Source organism: Arthrobacter sp. N1 (genome assembly GCF_048288285.1).
Taxonomy (GTDB): Bacteria; Actinomycetota; Actinomycetes; order Actinomycetales; family Micrococcaceae; genus Arthrobacter_D.
In genome coordinates, this window is sequence record NZ_CP102608.1 from 3,123,356 (window position 1) to 3,139,837 (window position 16,482).

At 70.5% G+C, this 16,482-nt stretch carries 13 protein-coding genes; 7 read left to right on the forward strand and 6 right to left on the reverse strand.

The features are described from left to right. The first annotated feature begins 64 nt into the window (after positions 1–64). Positions 65–1,222 carry an ROK family protein gene (locus tag NVV32_RS14500; protein ID WP_422390630.1) on the forward strand — a complete coding sequence of 386 codons (1,158 nt, stop codon included), beginning with the start codon at positions 65–67 and terminating at the stop codon, positions 1,220–1,222. 172 nt (positions 1,223–1,394) lie between these two features. Here the strand turns inward: NVV32_RS14500 and NVV32_RS14505 are convergent, their stop codons facing one another. Continuing rightward, positions 1,395–1,634, reverse strand: coding sequence for a DUF3073 domain-containing protein (locus NVV32_RS14505; protein WP_055767377.1), 240 nt, complete (start codon positions 1,632–1,634; stop codon positions 1,395–1,397). A gap of 301 nt (positions 1,635–1,935) precedes the next feature. On the opposite strand from NVV32_RS14505, the gene NVV32_RS14510 reads away from it, so the two are divergent. After that, the gene (locus NVV32_RS14510; RefSeq protein ID WP_422390631.1) at positions 1,936–2,946 is read left to right on the forward strand and encodes a septum formation family protein; all 1,011 of its coding nucleotides are present in this window, start codon (positions 1,936–1,938) and stop codon (positions 2,944–2,946) included. A gap of 70 nt (positions 2,947–3,016) precedes the next feature. Here the strand turns inward: NVV32_RS14510 and clpB are convergent, their stop codons facing one another. Further along, positions 3,017–5,629 carry an ATP-dependent chaperone ClpB gene (clpB, locus tag NVV32_RS14515; protein WP_422390632.1) on the reverse strand — a complete coding sequence of 871 codons (2,613 nt, stop codon included), beginning with the start codon at positions 5,627–5,629 and terminating at the stop codon, positions 3,017–3,019. 122 nt (positions 5,630–5,751) lie between these two features. Next, positions 5,752–6,441 carry a TetR/AcrR family transcriptional regulator gene (locus tag NVV32_RS14520; protein ID WP_422390633.1) on the reverse strand — a complete coding sequence of 230 codons (690 nt, stop codon included), beginning with the start codon at positions 6,439–6,441 and terminating at the stop codon, positions 5,752–5,754. Positions 6,442–6,529: 88 nt separating this feature from the next. On the opposite strand from NVV32_RS14520, the gene NVV32_RS14525 reads away from it, so the two are divergent. From NVV32_RS14525 to NVV32_RS14540, 4 genes are all read left to right on the forward strand, one after another. After that, positions 6,530–6,877 (forward strand): DUF2834 domain-containing protein, encoded by a 348-nt coding sequence (locus NVV32_RS14525; RefSeq protein WP_422390634.1) that lies wholly within the window; start codon positions 6,530–6,532, stop codon positions 6,875–6,877. Further along, a complete protein-coding gene (locus NVV32_RS14530) occupies positions 6,874–7,839 on the forward strand; it encodes a hypothetical protein (protein WP_422390635.1) in 966 nt (321 codons plus the stop codon). Before NVV32_RS14525 ends, NVV32_RS14530 begins: the two co-directional genes overlap by 4 nt. A gap of 101 nt (positions 7,840–7,940) precedes the next feature. Beyond that, positions 7,941–9,971 carry a penicillin-binding transpeptidase domain-containing protein gene (locus NVV32_RS14535; RefSeq protein ID WP_422390636.1) on the forward strand — a complete coding sequence of 677 codons (2,031 nt, stop codon included), beginning with the start codon at positions 7,941–7,943 and terminating at the stop codon, positions 9,969–9,971. 137 nt (positions 9,972–10,108) lie between these two features. Then, entirely contained in the window at positions 10,109–11,599 is a 1,491-nt protein-coding gene (locus NVV32_RS14540) for a flotillin family protein (protein WP_055767355.1), read from the forward strand. A 180-nt stretch (positions 11,600–11,779) separates the two neighbouring features. Here the strand turns inward: NVV32_RS14540 and NVV32_RS14545 are convergent, their stop codons facing one another. The 3 genes from NVV32_RS14545 to NVV32_RS14555 all read right to left on the reverse strand — a co-directional run bounded on the left by NVV32_RS14545 (position 11,780) and on the right by NVV32_RS14555 (position 15,211). Further along, positions 11,780–12,181, reverse strand: coding sequence for a YccF domain-containing protein (locus tag NVV32_RS14545; RefSeq protein ID WP_422390637.1), 402 nt, complete (start codon positions 12,179–12,181; stop codon positions 11,780–11,782). A 95-nt stretch (positions 12,182–12,276) separates the two neighbouring features. Further along, the gene (locus tag NVV32_RS14550; RefSeq protein ID WP_055767348.1) at positions 12,277–13,953 is read right to left on the reverse strand and encodes a DEAD/DEAH box helicase; all 1,677 of its coding nucleotides are present in this window, start codon (positions 13,951–13,953) and stop codon (positions 12,277–12,279) included. A 211-nt stretch (positions 13,954–14,164) separates the two neighbouring features. Further along, complete coding sequence (locus NVV32_RS14555) at positions 14,165–15,211, reverse strand: LacI family DNA-binding transcriptional regulator (RefSeq protein WP_055767345.1); 1,047 nt, start codon at positions 15,209–15,211, stop codon at positions 14,165–14,167. A 227-nt stretch (positions 15,212–15,438) separates the two neighbouring features. Between NVV32_RS14555 and NVV32_RS14560 the strand changes: the two genes are divergently transcribed. After that, a complete protein-coding gene (locus NVV32_RS14560; RefSeq protein WP_422390638.1) occupies positions 15,439–16,422 on the forward strand; it encodes an ABC transporter substrate-binding protein in 984 nt (327 codons plus the stop codon). Positions 16,423–16,482 lie beyond the last annotated feature (60 nt).

Here is a 16,482-nt window from a genome sequence, read left to right on the forward strand (position 1 = left end):
TCTGGATACGATGGGGCCTGATCAGGTGGGCGGAGGCCTCCTGCGGAGCGAAGGAGGCCAGGACGTGCGGTCGTCACCCGGCACACTGAACGGTACCGAGGGTCTCCGCGCGCAGAACCTGTCCCAGATCCTGACGATGGTCCACCGCCACGGCCCCCTCTCCCGCTCGGAGCTGACCCGGCGCACGGGGTTCAACCGATCGACCGTCGGCGCCCTCGTCCTCGCCCTGACCGGGAAGAACCTGGTCCGCGAGACGGAGCCCACCGGCGGCCGCGTGGGACGGCCCAGCCCGATCGTCGAGGCCAACCCCGGTATCGCCGTCCTCGCCGTCAATCCGGACATCGACGCCCTGACGGTCGGCGTCGTCGGGCTCGGCGGCCGGGTGCACGCTCGCGTCCGGCGGGAGACCGACACCCTGCCCACCCTCGACGACACCGTCCGCCTCACCGGGGAGATCGTGGCCGATCTCGAACCCGTCCTCACAGGTCTCGACCGCCTGCTCGGGGTGGGGATCGCCCTGCCCGGGCTGGTCAATGCCGGGACCGGCCGCGTCCTCGTGGCGCCGCACCTCGGCTGGCGGGACACCGACCTCACCGGACCCTTCGGCTCGGCACTGGCGCTGCCGGCCGTGGCGGCGAACGATGCCTCGCTCGGATCGCTGGCCGAGAGCATCTTCGGCGCCGCCCTCGGCGTTGCGGATGCCGTCTACCTCAATGGGAGCGCGAGTGGCATCGGCGGCGGGATCGTGACCGGCGGCGCGCAACTGGTCGGCAGCCGCGGGTACGGCGGCGAACTGGGGCACACCCTCGTCAGCCCGGGCGGATCGCCCTGCCACTGCGGCCGGTCCGGCTGCCTCGACGCCGAGGTGCGGCTGGAACGCCTGCTGGAGGCTGCAGGAGCAGACGGGGGAGGCATCGAGGCCCTGGAACGCCTGCTGTCCGGAGACCCCGGCAAGGCGGTCCTCGCCGAAGCGGAACGGCAGGTGGGGCTGCTCGCCGTCGCCCTCGTCGACTTCGTCAACATCTTCGACCCCGAGCTGATCGTGCTCGGCGGTTTCCTGGGTTCACTCGTCGGTTTCGCCGGCGCTCGCCTCGAGGACGCGGTGAACGAGGCATCGCTGGCCGGACGGGTCGACGTCCGCCGCGCGGCACTGGGGCCGGAGCTGCTCCTCGTCGGGGCGGCCGAACTGGCCTTCCAGCCCCTGCTCGCCTCACCCGCCTGACGAGGACGCCCGGTCTGCCCGGCGGCAGTGCCGGGCGGCCGTTCGTGCGCGGACGCGGCGTGGAGCCCGGAGCGCGAGGCCGCCTTCGTCGACTTCCGGGCACACAGAACGGCGCATCGCCCGTCAGGGCTGATGCGCCGTGTGCGGTTCACCGGTGGATGCCGGAGCCGGGTCAGCCGGTGCGGCGCGTGCCGCTCCCCTCACCGTCGTCGTCGACCTCGTCGGCGTACTTGTCCGCATATTCCGAGTAGTCAGGCTCGACCGGCTCGATGGGTTCGGTACGTCGGGTGGAAGCACGACTACCCGGGCCTGTGAGCTCTCGCTGCAGTGCCGAATAATCAGTGGACGGGCTGAAGTACTTCATGTCCCGTGCCTGCTTGGTAGCTTTTGCCTTTTGACGGCCGCGCCCCATGGCGTGACCCCCTTTTTGCGTCGATCCGGAGGTGGTCACTGGGGCGCGAGGCCCAAGGCTGCAGCGAGGCCCCGGAGTATTCGGTCAATTTGTCGTAAGTATAGGTTACATGCTTTCGAGGGCACCCCCATGCCGGGCGGTCGAGGCGCGGACACGATGCCCCGGCCTGCCCCGAACGAGCCCGCGGGCGTCCCGCGGAGGACGAGGACCGTGACGGCGGCGGGTTTGTCGCTAGAGTCGACATCGATGCCGGAGGGCCCCGACGACGAGCCAAGGAACGACGAGGAGACAGCGACCCACCATGAGTGACGAGGAGCAGGTACCGGGGCGTCCCGGCCACGAGCCGGAGGCCTCGGCCGGCGCGGGACACGACGGTGCGGTGACGGGCCGACCGGGCACCGATCCGGGCAGCGATCAAGACGTCGATCAAGGCACCGATCAAGGCACCGATCAAGGCACCGATCAAGGCACCGATCAAGACGTCGAAAAGGGCAGCGACGCAGGCACCGACGCGGGAACACTGCCTCCAGGCTCGCCGGCGGTCGGTCCTCAGGGCGTGGAAGCGGCCCTGGACACGGATCCCGTCGGCGGACCCTACGCCTTCGCCCCACGCGGCGGAGAGGTCGGCCTCGGCGATCCGGGCGTCTATCCGGGCACCGATCCTGCGTCCGTGAGCACGGCAGCCGCCGCAGGAGACGCGGGAGACGCGGGAGCCGCAGGAGTCACCGCCGGGCTGCCCTCGGGAGAAGCGGACGGCGGCCGGTCCGTTCCGGGCGCGACGGCCTGGATCCCCACGACGCCGGACGGCGGGCCGGACGGGCACCCGAAGCGCGACCGTACACGCTCACGTCGCGGCGGCCGTCCCCTCCTCCTGCTCGTCGGCGGCGCAGTGGTCCTCCTCGGCCTCCTGGTGTGGGTGCTGGTGGCCCTCTTCGGCGGGTCCGAGGACGAGGACCGTGTGGACCCGTCGTCGATCGCGGCGGGTGAGTGTCTCGCGGACTTCACCGTGATCACCGAGGAGGCTGTGCTGGTCCGGTGCACCGAGCCCCACAACGCACAGCTCGTGGCCACCGAGGAGTACCCGGAGGACGCCGACTTCCCCGGGCGGGACCAGCTCGGCCTCCGCGCGGAGGCTGCGTGCACCTCGGCGTCGGAGGACATCGATCTGGACGTCGTCACGGCCGATCTGCAGGTCACCCTGCTGCGGGCGACCCCCACTGCCGAGACGTGGGCGGACGGCGACCGGCGCGTCGACTGCTTCGCCGTCGTGGAGAACGGCGACGCGATCGAGCGGAGCCTCCTGGCCCCTTAGGTCCGGCACGCAGGAGGGGAGGGACCCTGCGGTCCCTCCCCTCCTGCGTGCTCGGCCGGTTCCGCCCTGGTCAGCGGGCGGCACGCACCACCAGGCCCTCGGCTCCGTCCGGGTCCAGGGCGTCCGCCCCGGGGCGGTCCACGACGACGGTGTCGCCGTCGACGATCTCACCCGCCAGGATGCCCCGCGCCAGCCGGTCGCCGATCTCGCGCTGCACGAGCCGGCGCAGCGGTCGGGCTCCGTACGCCGGATCGAACCCGGTCAGGGCGAGCCATTCTCCCGCGGCGGCACTGACCTCGAGCTCGAGCCGACGGTCGCGCAGCCTGTCACCCAGCGCGCGGACCTGCAGGTCGACGATCCGCGAGAGCTCATCGAGGCCCAGCGGATCGAAGATCACGACGTCGTCGAGCCTGTTGAGGAACTCGGGCCGGAAGGCGGCATTGACGGAGGCCATCACGCCCGACCGCTTCGCGGCATCGTCGAGGGACGGATCCACGAGGAACTGCGACCCCAGGTTCGAGGTCAGCACGAGGATCACGTTCCGGAAGTCCACCGTGCGGCCCTGACCATCGGTGAGGCGACCGTCATCGAGCACCTGCAGGAGCAGGTCGAAGACCTCGGGGTGGGCCTTCTCCACCTCGTCGAGCAGCACCACGCTGTAGGGCCGGCGGCGGACCGCCTCGGTGAGCTGGCCGCCCTCCTCGTAGCCCACGTACCCCGGCGGTGCGCCGACCAGCCGCGCGACGGAGTGCTTCTCCGAGTACTCGGACATGTCGATCCGGATCATGGCCCGCTCGTCGTCGAACAGGAAGTCCGCGAGCGCCTTGGCGAGTTCCGTCTTGCCGACGCCGGTCGGACCGAGAAAGAGGAAGGATCCTGTGGGCCGGTTCGGATCGGACACACCGGCGCGGGCCCGCCGCACGGCGTCGGAGACCGCCGCGACCGCCGTCCGCTGCCCGATCAGGCGGGCACCGATGACCTCCTCCATGGCGAGCAGCTTCTCGCTCTCGCCCTGCAGCATGCGACCGGCGGGGATTCCCGTCCACGCGGAGATCACCTCGGCGATGTCGTTCGCCGAGACCTCCTCGGCGACCATGAGGTCGGGAGTGTTCGCCGTCTGCTCCTCCGCGGCCTGGGCCTCCCGCAGCTCGCGCTCCACCCGGGGGATCTCGCCGTACAGGATGCGCGACGCCGTCTCGAGGTCGCCTTCCCGCTGGGCACGGTCGGCGTGCGAGCGCAGGTCGTCGAGCGAGGCCTTGAGGTCACCCACGCGGTTGAGACCTGCCTTCTCGGCCTCCCACCGCGCATTGAGTCCGTCCAGTTCCTCCTGGCGGTCGGCCATCTCGGCGCGCAGCGCCTGGAGCCGTTCGGCGGATGCCTCGTCCTTCTCCCGGGAGAGGGCCATCTCCTCCATGTGCATGCGCTCCAGGGACCGACGCAGCTCGTCGATCTCCACGGGTGCGGAGTCGATCTCCATGCGGAGGCGTGAAGCCGCCTCGTCGACGAGGTCGATCGCCTTGTCGGGGAGCTGCCGGCCCGGGATGTGGCGCTGGGACAGGGTGGCCGCCGCGACCAGGGCGGAGTCGGCGATGGAGACCTTGTGGTGCGCCTCGTACCGCTGCTTCAGGCCACGCAGGATCCCGATGGTGTCGGGCACGGACGGCTCGCCGACGTACACCTGCTGGAACCGGCGTTCCAGCGCCGGGTCCTTCTCGACGTTCTCGCGGTACTCGTCGAGCGTCGTCGCGCCGATGAGGCGCAGTTCCCCGCGCGCCAGCATGGGCTTGAGCATGTTGCCGGCGTCCATGGAGCCCTCGGACGCACCGGCACCGACGACGGTATGGAGCTCGTCGATGAACGTGACCACCTGGCCGCCGGACGAGCGGATCTCGTCGAGCACGGCCTTCAGCCGCTCCTCGAACTCGCCACGGTACTTGGCACCCGCGATCATCGACCCGAGATCGAGGCTGATGAGGGTCTTCCCACGCAGCGACTCCGGGACGTCACCGGCGACCATGCGCTGGGCGAGGCCCTCGACGACGGCGGTCTTGCCGACACCGGGCTCGCCGATGAGCACCGGATTGTTCTTGGTGCGCCGGCTGAGGACCTGGACCACGCGGCGGATCTCGGCGTCCCGCCCGATCACGGGATCCAGCCTGCCGCTCCGGGCCACCTCCGTGAGGTCCACGCCGAACTTCTCGAGAGCCTGGAAGGTGTTCTCCGGGTCGGGGGTGGTGACGCGGCGGTCACCCCGCACGCCGGGCAGGGCCGAGGCGAGCGCTTCGCGGGTGAGTCCGAGACCGCGGAGGATCGACCCCGCGGCCCCGCCGTCGGCGGCGAGGGCGAGGAGGAGGTGCTCGGTCGAGACGAACTGGTCCCCGAGTGTCTCGGCCTCCTGCTGGGCTGCGCTGACGACATTCAGCGCGCCGCGGGAGAACTGCGGCTGCGCGACGGAGGAGCCGGACGGCGACGGCAGGGCCTTGATGGCGGAACTCGCCTGCACGCTGATGGTGTCCGGGTCTGCGCCGGCGGCCTTCAGGAGCGCTACGGCGATGCCGTCGCGCTGGTCCATGAGCGCCTTGAGGAAGTGCGGTGCGTCGATCTGGGCGTTGCCCGCCGTGGAGGCGTTCATGGCCGCCGCCGACAGCACCTCACGGCTCTTGGTGGTGAAATTGGTGTCCACGCGCGGTTCCTCCCCTGGTCGTACAGTTCCCCGGACTGCATTGAGTGTACTCGACTCAACTTCGGCCGGCAGGGGTTTCACCGCACGCTTCGCCGTGGGTGAACGGGACCCGAGCCTCCCCGTCAGGTCGCGCCGGGCACCAGGAGGTCGGCGAGGAGTTCCTCGATCTGCTCCTCGGCGAAGGCCGAGGCGTCCTCGCCGAACACCCAGCGCAGATGGCCCGCCACCTCGACCGAGACGATCCCGAGCATCCGGTGCCAGCCGACGATGAAGGGACGGACCTCCCCGGGACGCATGGGCAGGTCGAGCCGGGCAGCGGTCGCGGCGAGCGAGGCGCGCACGCCCGGCGACAGGACGCCGTCGTCGACCGTGCGGAGCCGGCCCGCCGCCAGCGCGTCGACGAAGAGCGACCCGAACAGACCGCCGAAGCGCCGCCCCGCATCCACCGTGGGGCCACCCTCGGGCGCGGCGTAGTGCATCAGTGGAGTGCCGTAGACGAGGCCGAACTCGGGCCGGTGCTGCAGCGCCCACGCGCGTAAGGCCAGTGTCGCGGCGCGGATCCGGCCCTCGACGTCGTCCGGTCGGCAGGCCGCGAGTGCGTCCAGGCACGCCGCGGTGGCCTCGTCGGTGCACGCGGTGATCAGCAGGGTCAGCAGGTCGTCGCGCCCCCTGACGTACCGGTACAGCGCGGGTGCGGTGACGCCGAGGCGGCGCGCCACCTCCCGGACGACGATCGCATCGGGCCCTCCTTCCACCAGCAGGGCACGGCTCGTCGCCACCAGGGCATCCAGGGTCAGGGGCGTGGTCGCCACAGGAGGAACCTCATCTCTGGGGGTTATGCGGTGAACACTGTTCACCCTACTCTGTGTGAACAGTGTTCACCCGACCTGAGGAGATTCGATGCGCACCCCCTACCTGGTCCTCGCCGTCATCGGCGGTGCGGGCACCTGGTTCTTCAACCTCCGCTCCATGGCGGCGGGTGAGGACTACGTGGCGGGCTGGTTCGCGAGCGCCGCGTCCTCGTCGGCCGCCGTCGACGTCATCGTCGTCGCGTTCGTCGCGTGCATGTTCATGGTGCTCGAGGGCAGACGGCTCGGTATGTCACGGGCCGTCTGGCTCCTCGTCCCCCTGAGCTTCGTCGTCGCCATCGCGTTCACCTTCGCCCTCTTCCTGGCGTGGCGGGAACACCACCTGCTGCGGAGCACCGACGCCCGCGCCGCGGCCCTGCCGGAGCCGGTGACGCCGTGAGGTCGACCGCCCTGCTGCGGGCCGGATGGCGGGTCAGCCCGGCCCTGGTGGTCCTGCTCGCCTGCGCCGTCGTCGTCCTGCCCGTGTCCGCGGTGCTCGCCGTGGCCGATCCCACGCTGGTTGCCGGCGTCCCCGCCTGGAACAAGCCGCTCAAGTTCGCCCTGTCCTTCGTCGCCTTCGCGCCCGTGATGCTCTGGATCTTCGGGCGGATCGAGCGCGGCCGGCCCACCCGCGCGGCGCTCGAGCTGCTCGGCTGGGCCCTGATCGCCGAGCTGGCCATCCTCGTGGTCCAGGCCGCACGCGGCAGGGCCTCCCACTTCAACACCGCGACACCGTTGGACGGCGCCCTCTGGGCCGCCATGGGTGCAGGCATCGGCACCTTCTCCATCGGCGTCATCATCGTCGGCGTCGTCCTCGCGCGGCGGCGGCTCGACGGCGGACTCGGGCTCGCGGTCCAGCTGGCCGTCCTCCTCATGACCGTCGGCGCCCTGAGCGGATATGTCATGACCGGCCCCCGGCCCGGACAGACCGGGACGGGGCCCGTGACGGGAGGCCACACCGTCGGTGCCACCGACGGAGGTCCGGGCCTGCCCCTGCTGGGCTGGTCGACCGAGTTCGGTGACAGCCGCGTCGCCCATTTCGTCGGCCTCCACGCCCTGCAGGCCGTCCCCCTCGTCGCCCTCGTCCTCGCGTGGCTGGTCGGTCGCGGCGTACTGCAGCTGACGGTGCGTCGGCAACGCCACATCGTCGCCGTCTCCGCGGCGGCCTATCTCGGACTGATGGTCACGCTGTTCGTCCAGGCGCAGCGGGGCCAGTCCGTCGTCGCGCCCGACGCCGTGACCCTCGCGCTGGCCGCTGCGCTCGTCGTCGTCCCCGCGGCGGTGGCCCTCGTCCTCGCGCTGCGTGGCGACGCGGTACCGATCCCGTCCGCAGGTAGCGCACCGGAGGCCTTCGTCCGCTGACCCCGGCGCTCCCCCGTTGCGCGTCGCCCACCGCCCCGCCGCGAGGACGGTACGGCAGGTCCCGGACCGCACATCCGCCCTTCTCCGACATAATGGGCCCCATGGGGAACCTTCACCGCGCCACGGCCGTCCTGACGACCGCAGTCCTCGCCCTCACGCTGGCAGCCTGCACCGACGACCGCCCCACGGCCGAGGACGCGGCACGCACCCTCGCCGACGGCCTCGCGCAGCTGGACGTCGCACAGTCCGCCTTCGCCTCCGCGCAGCCCGCCGAGATCACGGGCCAGCTTGCTGCGATCACCGAGGGATTCGGCCCGGGAGCACCGCAGGTCTCCGTCTCCGGCGTCGAGGAGACGGGCGAGGACACCGCGACGGCGACCCTCGACTACGCGTGGGACCTCGACGAGAGCGACGAGGACTGGACCTACAGCACGACGGCGGACCTCACGCGCGTCGAGGACGTGTGGCAGGCCGCGTGGGAGCCCCGGGTCTTCGTCCCGGACCTGCTGCCCGGCGAGAAGCTCACCCTGACGAGCGTGCCCGGTGACCGCGGCGACATCACCGGGGCCGGCGGCGAGGTCATCGTGACGCAGCGACCCGTGATCCGCGTCGGCATCGACAAGCTGCAGGTACCGGAGGCGGAGCAGGCGGCCTCGGCCCGGGCCCTCGCCACCCTGCTGGAGCTCGATCCCGCGACCTACGAGCAGCAGGTGGCGGAGGCGGGAGCGGAGGCCTTCGTCGTCGCCCTCGTCCTGCGGGACGACGCCACGCGCACCGTCACCGACGCGCAGATCGACGCCGTCTCCGGGGCGCTGCGCCAGGCGGACACCCTCGAACTCGCACCCACCCGCACCTTCGCCAGGGAACTGCTCGGCAGCGTCGGCGAGGCCACGGAGGAGCTCGTCGAGCAGTCCGACGGCGCCGTCCGGGCAGGCGACATCACCGGCCTCGGCGGACTGCAGCTGCAGCACAACGAGCAGCTCGCCGGCACGCCGGGCCTCACGGTGGACGCCGTGCCTGCGGAGACACCCGGCACCCCCTCGCAGCGGCTCTTCGAGAAGCCCGCCGTCGACGGGGAGGATCTCGCCACGACCCTCGATCCGCGCCTCCAGAGCCTCGGGGAGGACGTCCTCGCCGACGAACCCTCGGCGTCGTCGATCGTCGCCGTCCGGCCCAGCACGGGCGAGATCCTCGCCGCAGCGAACGGACCGGGCAGCGAGGGCCTGCAGACGGCGCTGCTCGGCCAGTACCCGCCGGGATCCACCTTCAAGGTCGCCACGAGCCTCGCGCTGCTCCGGCAGGGCTTCACGCCCGAGTCACCCACGGAGTGCTCCGAGGAGGTGACCGTGGACGGCCGCCGGTTCAACAACGCGGGGACGTTCCCCGCGCAGTTCATCGGGACCATCCCGCTGCTCGAGACCTTCGCGCAGTCCTGCAACACCGGCTTCATCGCGGCGCGGGACGAGATCACGCAGGCGGAGCTCGCGAGTGCGGCATCGGACCTCGGGATCGGCGTCGAGGCGTCCATCGGCACGCCGGCGTTCTTCGGATCCGTGCCCACCGAGGCCGAGGGGACCGCTCACGCCGCTGCCATGATCGGCCAGGGCGAGGTCCTCGTCTCGCCACTGACGCTCGCCACCATGGCGGCGTCCGTCGGCGCCGGGGTTCGCGTGACGCCCACGCTGCTCGCGGAGGGTGAATCGACGGAGCTCGATCCCGGGTCGGAGGATGCGGCCGCCTCCGACGCCCCGACCGATGCCGCGGTGTCGCCGACGGACGGGGCGTCGGGTACCCCGTCGTCCGACCCTCCAGCCACCCCGCCGTCGTCCTCCGCCGACGAAGAGGCCGCGCCCTCCGCCTTCACCGCCGCCGAATCGACGACCCTGAAGACGCTCATGGCGGCCGTCGTGGAGCAGGGCGGCGCTCAACTGCTCCAGGACGTCCCCGGGGAGCCGGTCCTGGCCAAGACGGGTACCGCCGAATTCGGCAGCGAGACCCCGCCGCGGACGCACGCATGGGTCGTCGCGATCCAGGGCGACCTCGCCGTGGCCGTCTTCGTCGAGGAGGGCGAGCTCGGATCCACCTCGGGCGGACCGCTCATGCAGGCGTTCCTGGCCGGCGCGGGGTCCTGATCCCGGGCAGGTAACGGTTTATCCACTTTCACGGCTTGGGGGTCAGAGAAGCATCATGCATCGCATAGGTTGAGGTTCCCGGCGGTGTCGTGTCCCGCCTTCCGCAATTCCAGCAGTTGACCGTTGAAAGGGTCGCAGTGGATTTCTCCTTCATACCGTTCGTCATCGGCGCCATCGTCCTCGTCATCGTCCTCATCGTCGTGGCGATCCTCGCGAAAATGGCTCTCCATATCGCCAGTCCCGACCAGGCGCTGATCATCTCGTCCAAGGACAACAAGGGCCAGCCGGACGTCGACAGCCAGCGCGTCGTCTTCGGCCGCGTGTTCATCAACCCCTTCGCGCAGCGCGCGTACCCGCTCTCGCTCGCGTCGCGCCAGGTGTCCCTCCGCATCGAGGGCATCTCGCTCAACGGGATCAAGCTGCACCTCACCGGCGTGGCCCAGGTCAAGGTCGGCGGGGACGCCGACGCGGTCCGCAAGGCCGCACAGCGCTTCCTCAACCAGCAGGACGCCATCGACCACTACACCCAGGAGACGCTCTCGGGCTCGCTGCGGTCGATCGTGGGAACCCTGACCGTCGAGTCGATCATCCGCGACCGCGCCACCTTCGCCAAGAGTGTGAAGGAGGAGGCGGAGCACTCCATGCACAACCAGGGCCTGGAGATCGACACCTTCCAGATCCAGTCCGTCGACGACGACTCCGGCTACCTGAAGAACCTCGGGCGCCCCGAGGCCGCATCCGCGGAGCGCAACGCGAAGATCGCCGAAGCCCGCTCGGTGCAGGAATCGGAGCAGGCCCGCGCCATCTCCGACGAGCAGGTCGCCCTGGCGCAGCAGCAGCTGACCATCCGTCGGGCCGAACTGAAGGAAGCCGCCGACGCCCGCCAGGCACGTGCGGACGCCGCCGGCCCCCTGGCCCAGGCCGAGCAGAACGAACAGGTCATCATCCGCGAGCAGCAGGTCGCCCTGCGGCGTGCGGAACTGCGCGAGCGCGAGCTCGACACCGAGGTCCGCAAGCCCGCGGACGCCGACAAGTACCGGCTCATCCAGCAGGCCGATGCGAAGCTCGAAGAGCGCCGCCGTGCCTCGGAGGCCACCGAGATCGAAGCACGCGTCGACCTCGCCAAGCGGAAGCTCAGCGCCGAAGGTGACCGCGTCGCGGCAGAGGCGGACGCCGCCGCGAACACCGCGCGCGGTAACGCGGAGGCCGCCATCAACGAGGCGAAGGGCCGCGCGGAGGCGGCGGTCATCGCGTCACGCGGTGCTGCCGAGGCGCAGTCCACGGAGGCACGCGGCAAGGCGGAGGCAGCCGGTATCGCGGCCCAGGCCGAGGCCTACAAGCAGTTCAACCAGGCAGCCATCCTGTCGAAGGTCCTCGAGGTCCTGCCGTCGATGGCGCGGGAGATCGCGGCGCCGATGTCCGCCATCGACACCATGACCGTCGTCTCCACCGACGGCGCGAGCCAGCTCAGCAAGAACGTCACGAGCGGCGTCCAGCAGACCACCCAGATGGTCAAGGACACCACCGGGCTGGACATCATCGGCCTGCTCGGCGATCTCCTCAAGAACGCCGACAAGCCCGGCCAGCACGGCTCCGGCGGATCCTCGGCGGTCAGCGGAGCGGAGTAGGACAGGGCCAGGGGCCGCTGCAGCCATCGGCGCAGCGGCCCCTTCGTCGTTCGACGAGCACCCGCACGTCACGACCGTCGCAGGTGATGGACGGCACGGTCGTCGCGGACCACGTCCCGCAGGGCACGCATCACGCCGCACCCGATACGTCGATCGGTCCGGCGTCGCGCCGCCGCAGGATCAGCGGTAGGTCGGCAGATAGGTTCCCGACGAGGGGACGATGACCTTGCCGAGTGGTGCGAGGGACACCGGGATCAGCTTCAGGTTGGCGATCCCGAGGGGGATGCCGATGATGCTGACGAACATCGGGATGGCGGTGAGCACATGACCGATGGCGATCCAGATCCCGGCGACCAGCAGCCAGATCACGTTGCCGATGCTCGATACGGCCGTGACCCTGCCGCCCCGGTGGACGACGGTCTGCCCGAAGGGCCACAGGGCGTAGACGCCGATCCTGAACGAGGCGATGCCGAACGGGATGGTCACGATCAGGAGGCAGCAGACGATCCCCGCGAGGAAGTAGCCGAGCGCGAGCCAGATGCCGCCGAACAGGAGCCAGATGACGTTCAGGAGTGCGTTCATCCCACCATTGTTCCGCACACGGTACGCCGCGCACTCACCCGGAACGCAGGAGGGACCGTACCCGGTGGGTACGGTCCCTCCTCGCGCGGCCGGTGCTAGCGGGTCCGGCGGTCGTTCGATGCCGGCGCGCTGGCCCGGCGGGAGCCGGCCGGACGGCGGGCACCCTCGGCGCGCGGGGCGGAGGACGGCGCGTGGCTGCGCTGGCCGCCCGCGGCGGGCGCGGACGTGCTGGACCAGCGGACGGCGTCGCCCACGCGCTGCCCGGAGGCGGGACGCCGGCTGCGCGTCGACGTCTCCGATGCCGTACGGGGCTCCTCAGAACGGCGGCGCGAGCCCCCGGCCTTGGCCCCTGCACCGGCATCGGAGCCGAAGCGCGGCGCCTGGGGCTGGTCCTTACGGCGCTCGGCCCGGTTGCCCTGGGCCGACTGCGGCTCGGCGGAGACGCGTCCGCGCCCACCGCGACCACCGCGTCCACCGGCCGACGGCGACGCGGACCCGCGACGCGCGCGCTTCCGCTCGGCGTTCGCGCCGGTCGAGGTGCCTTCGCCGCGCACCGTCTCGCGCTGGGCGAGGAGGGCCGCACGCGTCCGCGGATCGATCTTCTCGGCGATGTCGCCCGTGAGGGTCAGCACGAGCGGCGAGGTCGCCCGCACGGTCTCGAACGCGACATCCACCCCGGCAGCCTTCATGAGCTTGTGGACCTCGGACTTCTGCTCGGGCAGGGTGATCGTGACCACCGTTCCCGAGGACCCTGCCCGGGCCGTCCTGCCCGAGCGGTGCAGGTACGCCTTGTGCTCGGTGGGCGGGTCCACGTGCACGACGAGCTCGACGTCGTCGACGTGGACGCCGCGCGCAGCGACGTCGGTCGCGACGAGCACGCGGACGTCGCCCGTGGAGAACTCCGCGAGGTTGCGGTCGCGGGCGTTCTGCGACAGGTTGCCGTGGAGGTCGACGGCCGGGATGCCGGCGTCGGTCAGGGTCTTCGCGAGCTTGCGGGCATGGTGCTTGGTGCGCATGAACAGCAGGCGGCGCCCGGTACCCGAGGCGAGCTGCACGATGAGCTGCTTCTTCTGGGTCTGGTCGCCGACCATGAGCACGTGGTGCTCCATGGTGGTGACCGCGGCCTGCGGGTCGTCCACCGAGTGGGTGACGGGGTTGGTCATGTACCGGTTGACCACCTTGTCCACGCCGTTGTCGAGCGTGGCCGAGAAGAGCAGGCGCTGGCCGTCCTTCGGCGTGGTGTCGAGGAGCTTCTTCACGACGGGCAGGAAGCCGAGGTCGGCCATGTGGTCCGCCTCGTCGAGGATGGTGATCTCCACGGACTCGAGCGAGATGAGCCGCTGGCGCATCAGGTCCTCGAGGCGGCCCGGGCAGGCGATGACGATGTCGACGCCCGCGCGCAGGGCCTTCTCCTGGCGCTGCTGGGACACCCCGCCGTAGATGACGGTGGTGTTGAGGCCGAGCTGCTTCGCGAGCGGCTCGACGGTGGCGTTGATCTGGGTGGCGAGCTCACGCGTGGGAGCGAGGACGAGGGCCAGCGGCCGTCCCGGCTTGCGGCGGTACGCCGCTTCCTGCTCGGCGAGGCGGGAGACCATGGGGAGGGCGAAGGCCAGGGTCTTGCCCGAGCCGGTGCGGCCGCGTCCGAGGACGTCGCGCCCGGCGAGGGAGTCCGGGAGGGACTTGACCTGGATGGGGAATGGTTCGGTGATCCCCTGCGCGGCGAGGTTCTCGACCAGCGCTTTGGGCACACCGAGGGCAGCAAAAGTAGTCATGTGAAGTACACGAACTTTCTTCTCATCTTCCCCGGCGCCGGTTGGCGCAGGGGTTCGCCGAAGAAAAGTCAGACAGTGTCCACCGCGCTCACGATTCCGGGAGCTGTGTGCGGGACAAAAGAATGCGTTCTATCGACGCAGGCTGCGCGCTGAACTGGCTGATGGTACGCCGTGCGCAGGCAAGTAGGTCCAGTTTATCAGCACTCCCGGCTCACCCCTGCATGGGGACCCGCTCCGGGCCACCGCCGTCGTCGCCTGCTCGGACCGGCCCTGTACTCGACCGGACGATCAGCCGGGGCTGGAGCGATCCTCCTGCACCGAGCGCCTGCACACCGAGCAGCTCGTCGATGCAGCGGCGACCGAGATCGTGGAACTCCTGCCGGAGCGTGGTGAGGGACGGCTCGTAGTACTCGGCCTCGGGAACGTCGTCGAAGCCGATCACGCTCACCTGGCGCGGCACCTCACAGCCGCGCTGCCTGAGGGCCTTCAACAGTCCCAGCGCCATCTGGTCGTTGCCGACGAAGAACGCCGTGGGAAGTCGTCCGAGCTCCACGCCGAGGCCCGCATCGTAGCCCGATCGTGCACTCCAGTCACCGTGGAGCAGCGGCCCCTCAGCCAGCCCGTGGCGCGCGAGCGCCGACCGCCAGCCTGCGAGCCTCCGCTGCGCATCCACCCAGTCGGCGGGCCCGGCCAGGTGCGCGATCCGCCGGTGTCCGAGCGCAACGAGATGCTCGACCGCACTCGCAGCCGCACTCTCCTGGTCCAGGGCCACGTCCCCGCCACGATGACCGCCTCCCCCGACGGTCAGCATCGGGATGCCCGACTGCATCGTGGCCAGCACCTCCAGCGCAGAGACGTGCGGCGTGAGCGCGATGACGCCCTCCACGCCGTGATCGAGCAGATCACTCAGCGCCTCGTCCACCGTCGGCGCGGAGTAGTCCTTCAGGGTGACCACGGTCAGGAAATAGCCTGCACGACGCGCGGCGTCCTGGACCCCCATCAGGACGCTCGAGGGTCCGTACTGCGAGAGTTCGCCCGCGAGGACCCCGATCGAGTGGGTCCTGCCCGTCGCGAGTGACCGGGCGGCAGCGTTGGGCCGGTAGTCGAGCTCGAGGATGGCCGCATGGACCTTCCGCCGGGTGGCGTCGCTGACGTTCGGCCTCCGGTTGACCACCCGCGACACGGTCTGGTGGGAGACACCCGCGAGGGAGGCGACATCGGTCAGGCTGGGGCTCCGCGGTGTCGTCGCCGCTGCCACGGGACCTCCTTTCTCCGTCCGCCCCCACGATTTCTGACCCGACCCTACAGGCTGGAGGGGTCTACATCGATGGAGGGGCGAGCCGTGACGGCACGAGTCCGAAACGTGACACAAATCACTTGACCGTCAAATTGTTAGCGTTCACAATCGACCGCAGGGCACGAAGCCCCGCGCAGCAATGAAGGTGCAGATGCCCTTGCTGTGGTCCCCAGATCCAGGAGGCAGCAGTGCTCAAGAAGACTTTCGTCACGGTCGTCGCAGCGACGACCCTCGCCCTCACCGCCTGCGGCGGCGGCACCGACGCCGGCACCGGAGCCGGCGGCGGATCGGGTGACGGCATCACCATGGGATTCGCACAGGTGGGAGCCGAGAGCGGGTGGCGGTCCGCCAATACGAAATCCGTGCAGGACGCCGCCGAGAAGGCCGGCGTCGACCTCAAGTTCTCCGATGCCCAGCAGAAGCAGGAGAACCAGATCAAGGCGATCCGCTCCTACATCCAGCAGCAGGTGGATGTCATCGCCTTCTCCCCCGTCGTCGAATCGGGCTGGGACACGGTGCTCAAGGAAGCGAAGGACGCCGGCATCCCCGTCATCCTCACCGATCGCGCAGTCGACTCCTCGGACACATCGCTCTACAAGACGTTCCTCGGCTCGGACTTCGTCGAGGAGGGCAAGAAGGCCGGCGACTGGCTCGTGGAGGACTCGGCGTCGACCGACGGCCCCATCAACATCGTCGAGCTGCAGGGCACCACGGGTGCGGCGCCCGCCATCGACCGCAAGGAAGGTTTCGAGGCTGCGATCGCGGCGGATCCGGACCTCACCATCGTGCAGTCCCAGACCGGCGACTTCACCCGCAGCGGAGGCAAGCAGGTCATGGAGGCGTTCCTCAAGAACACCCCCGACATCGACGTCGTCTACGCCCACAACGACGACATGGGGCTCGGCGCGATCGAGGCCATCGAGGCTGCCGGGAAAGTACCCGGAAAGGACATCAAGATCATCACCGTCGACGCCGTCAAGGACGGCATGACCGCACTGGCCGACGGGAAGATCAACTACATCGTCGAGTGCAACCCGCTGCTCGGTGAGCAGCTGATGGACCTCGCCGCGAAGGTCGTGGCAGGCGAGGAGGTGCCCGAGCGGGTCGTGACCGAGGAGTCGGCCTTCACACCGGAACAGGCGAAGGAAGTCCTCGCCAGCCGGGAGTACTGAACCGACCACCTCCGACACCACGACGTGGACCCACACGTCGACGACACCAGGGATGCGGTG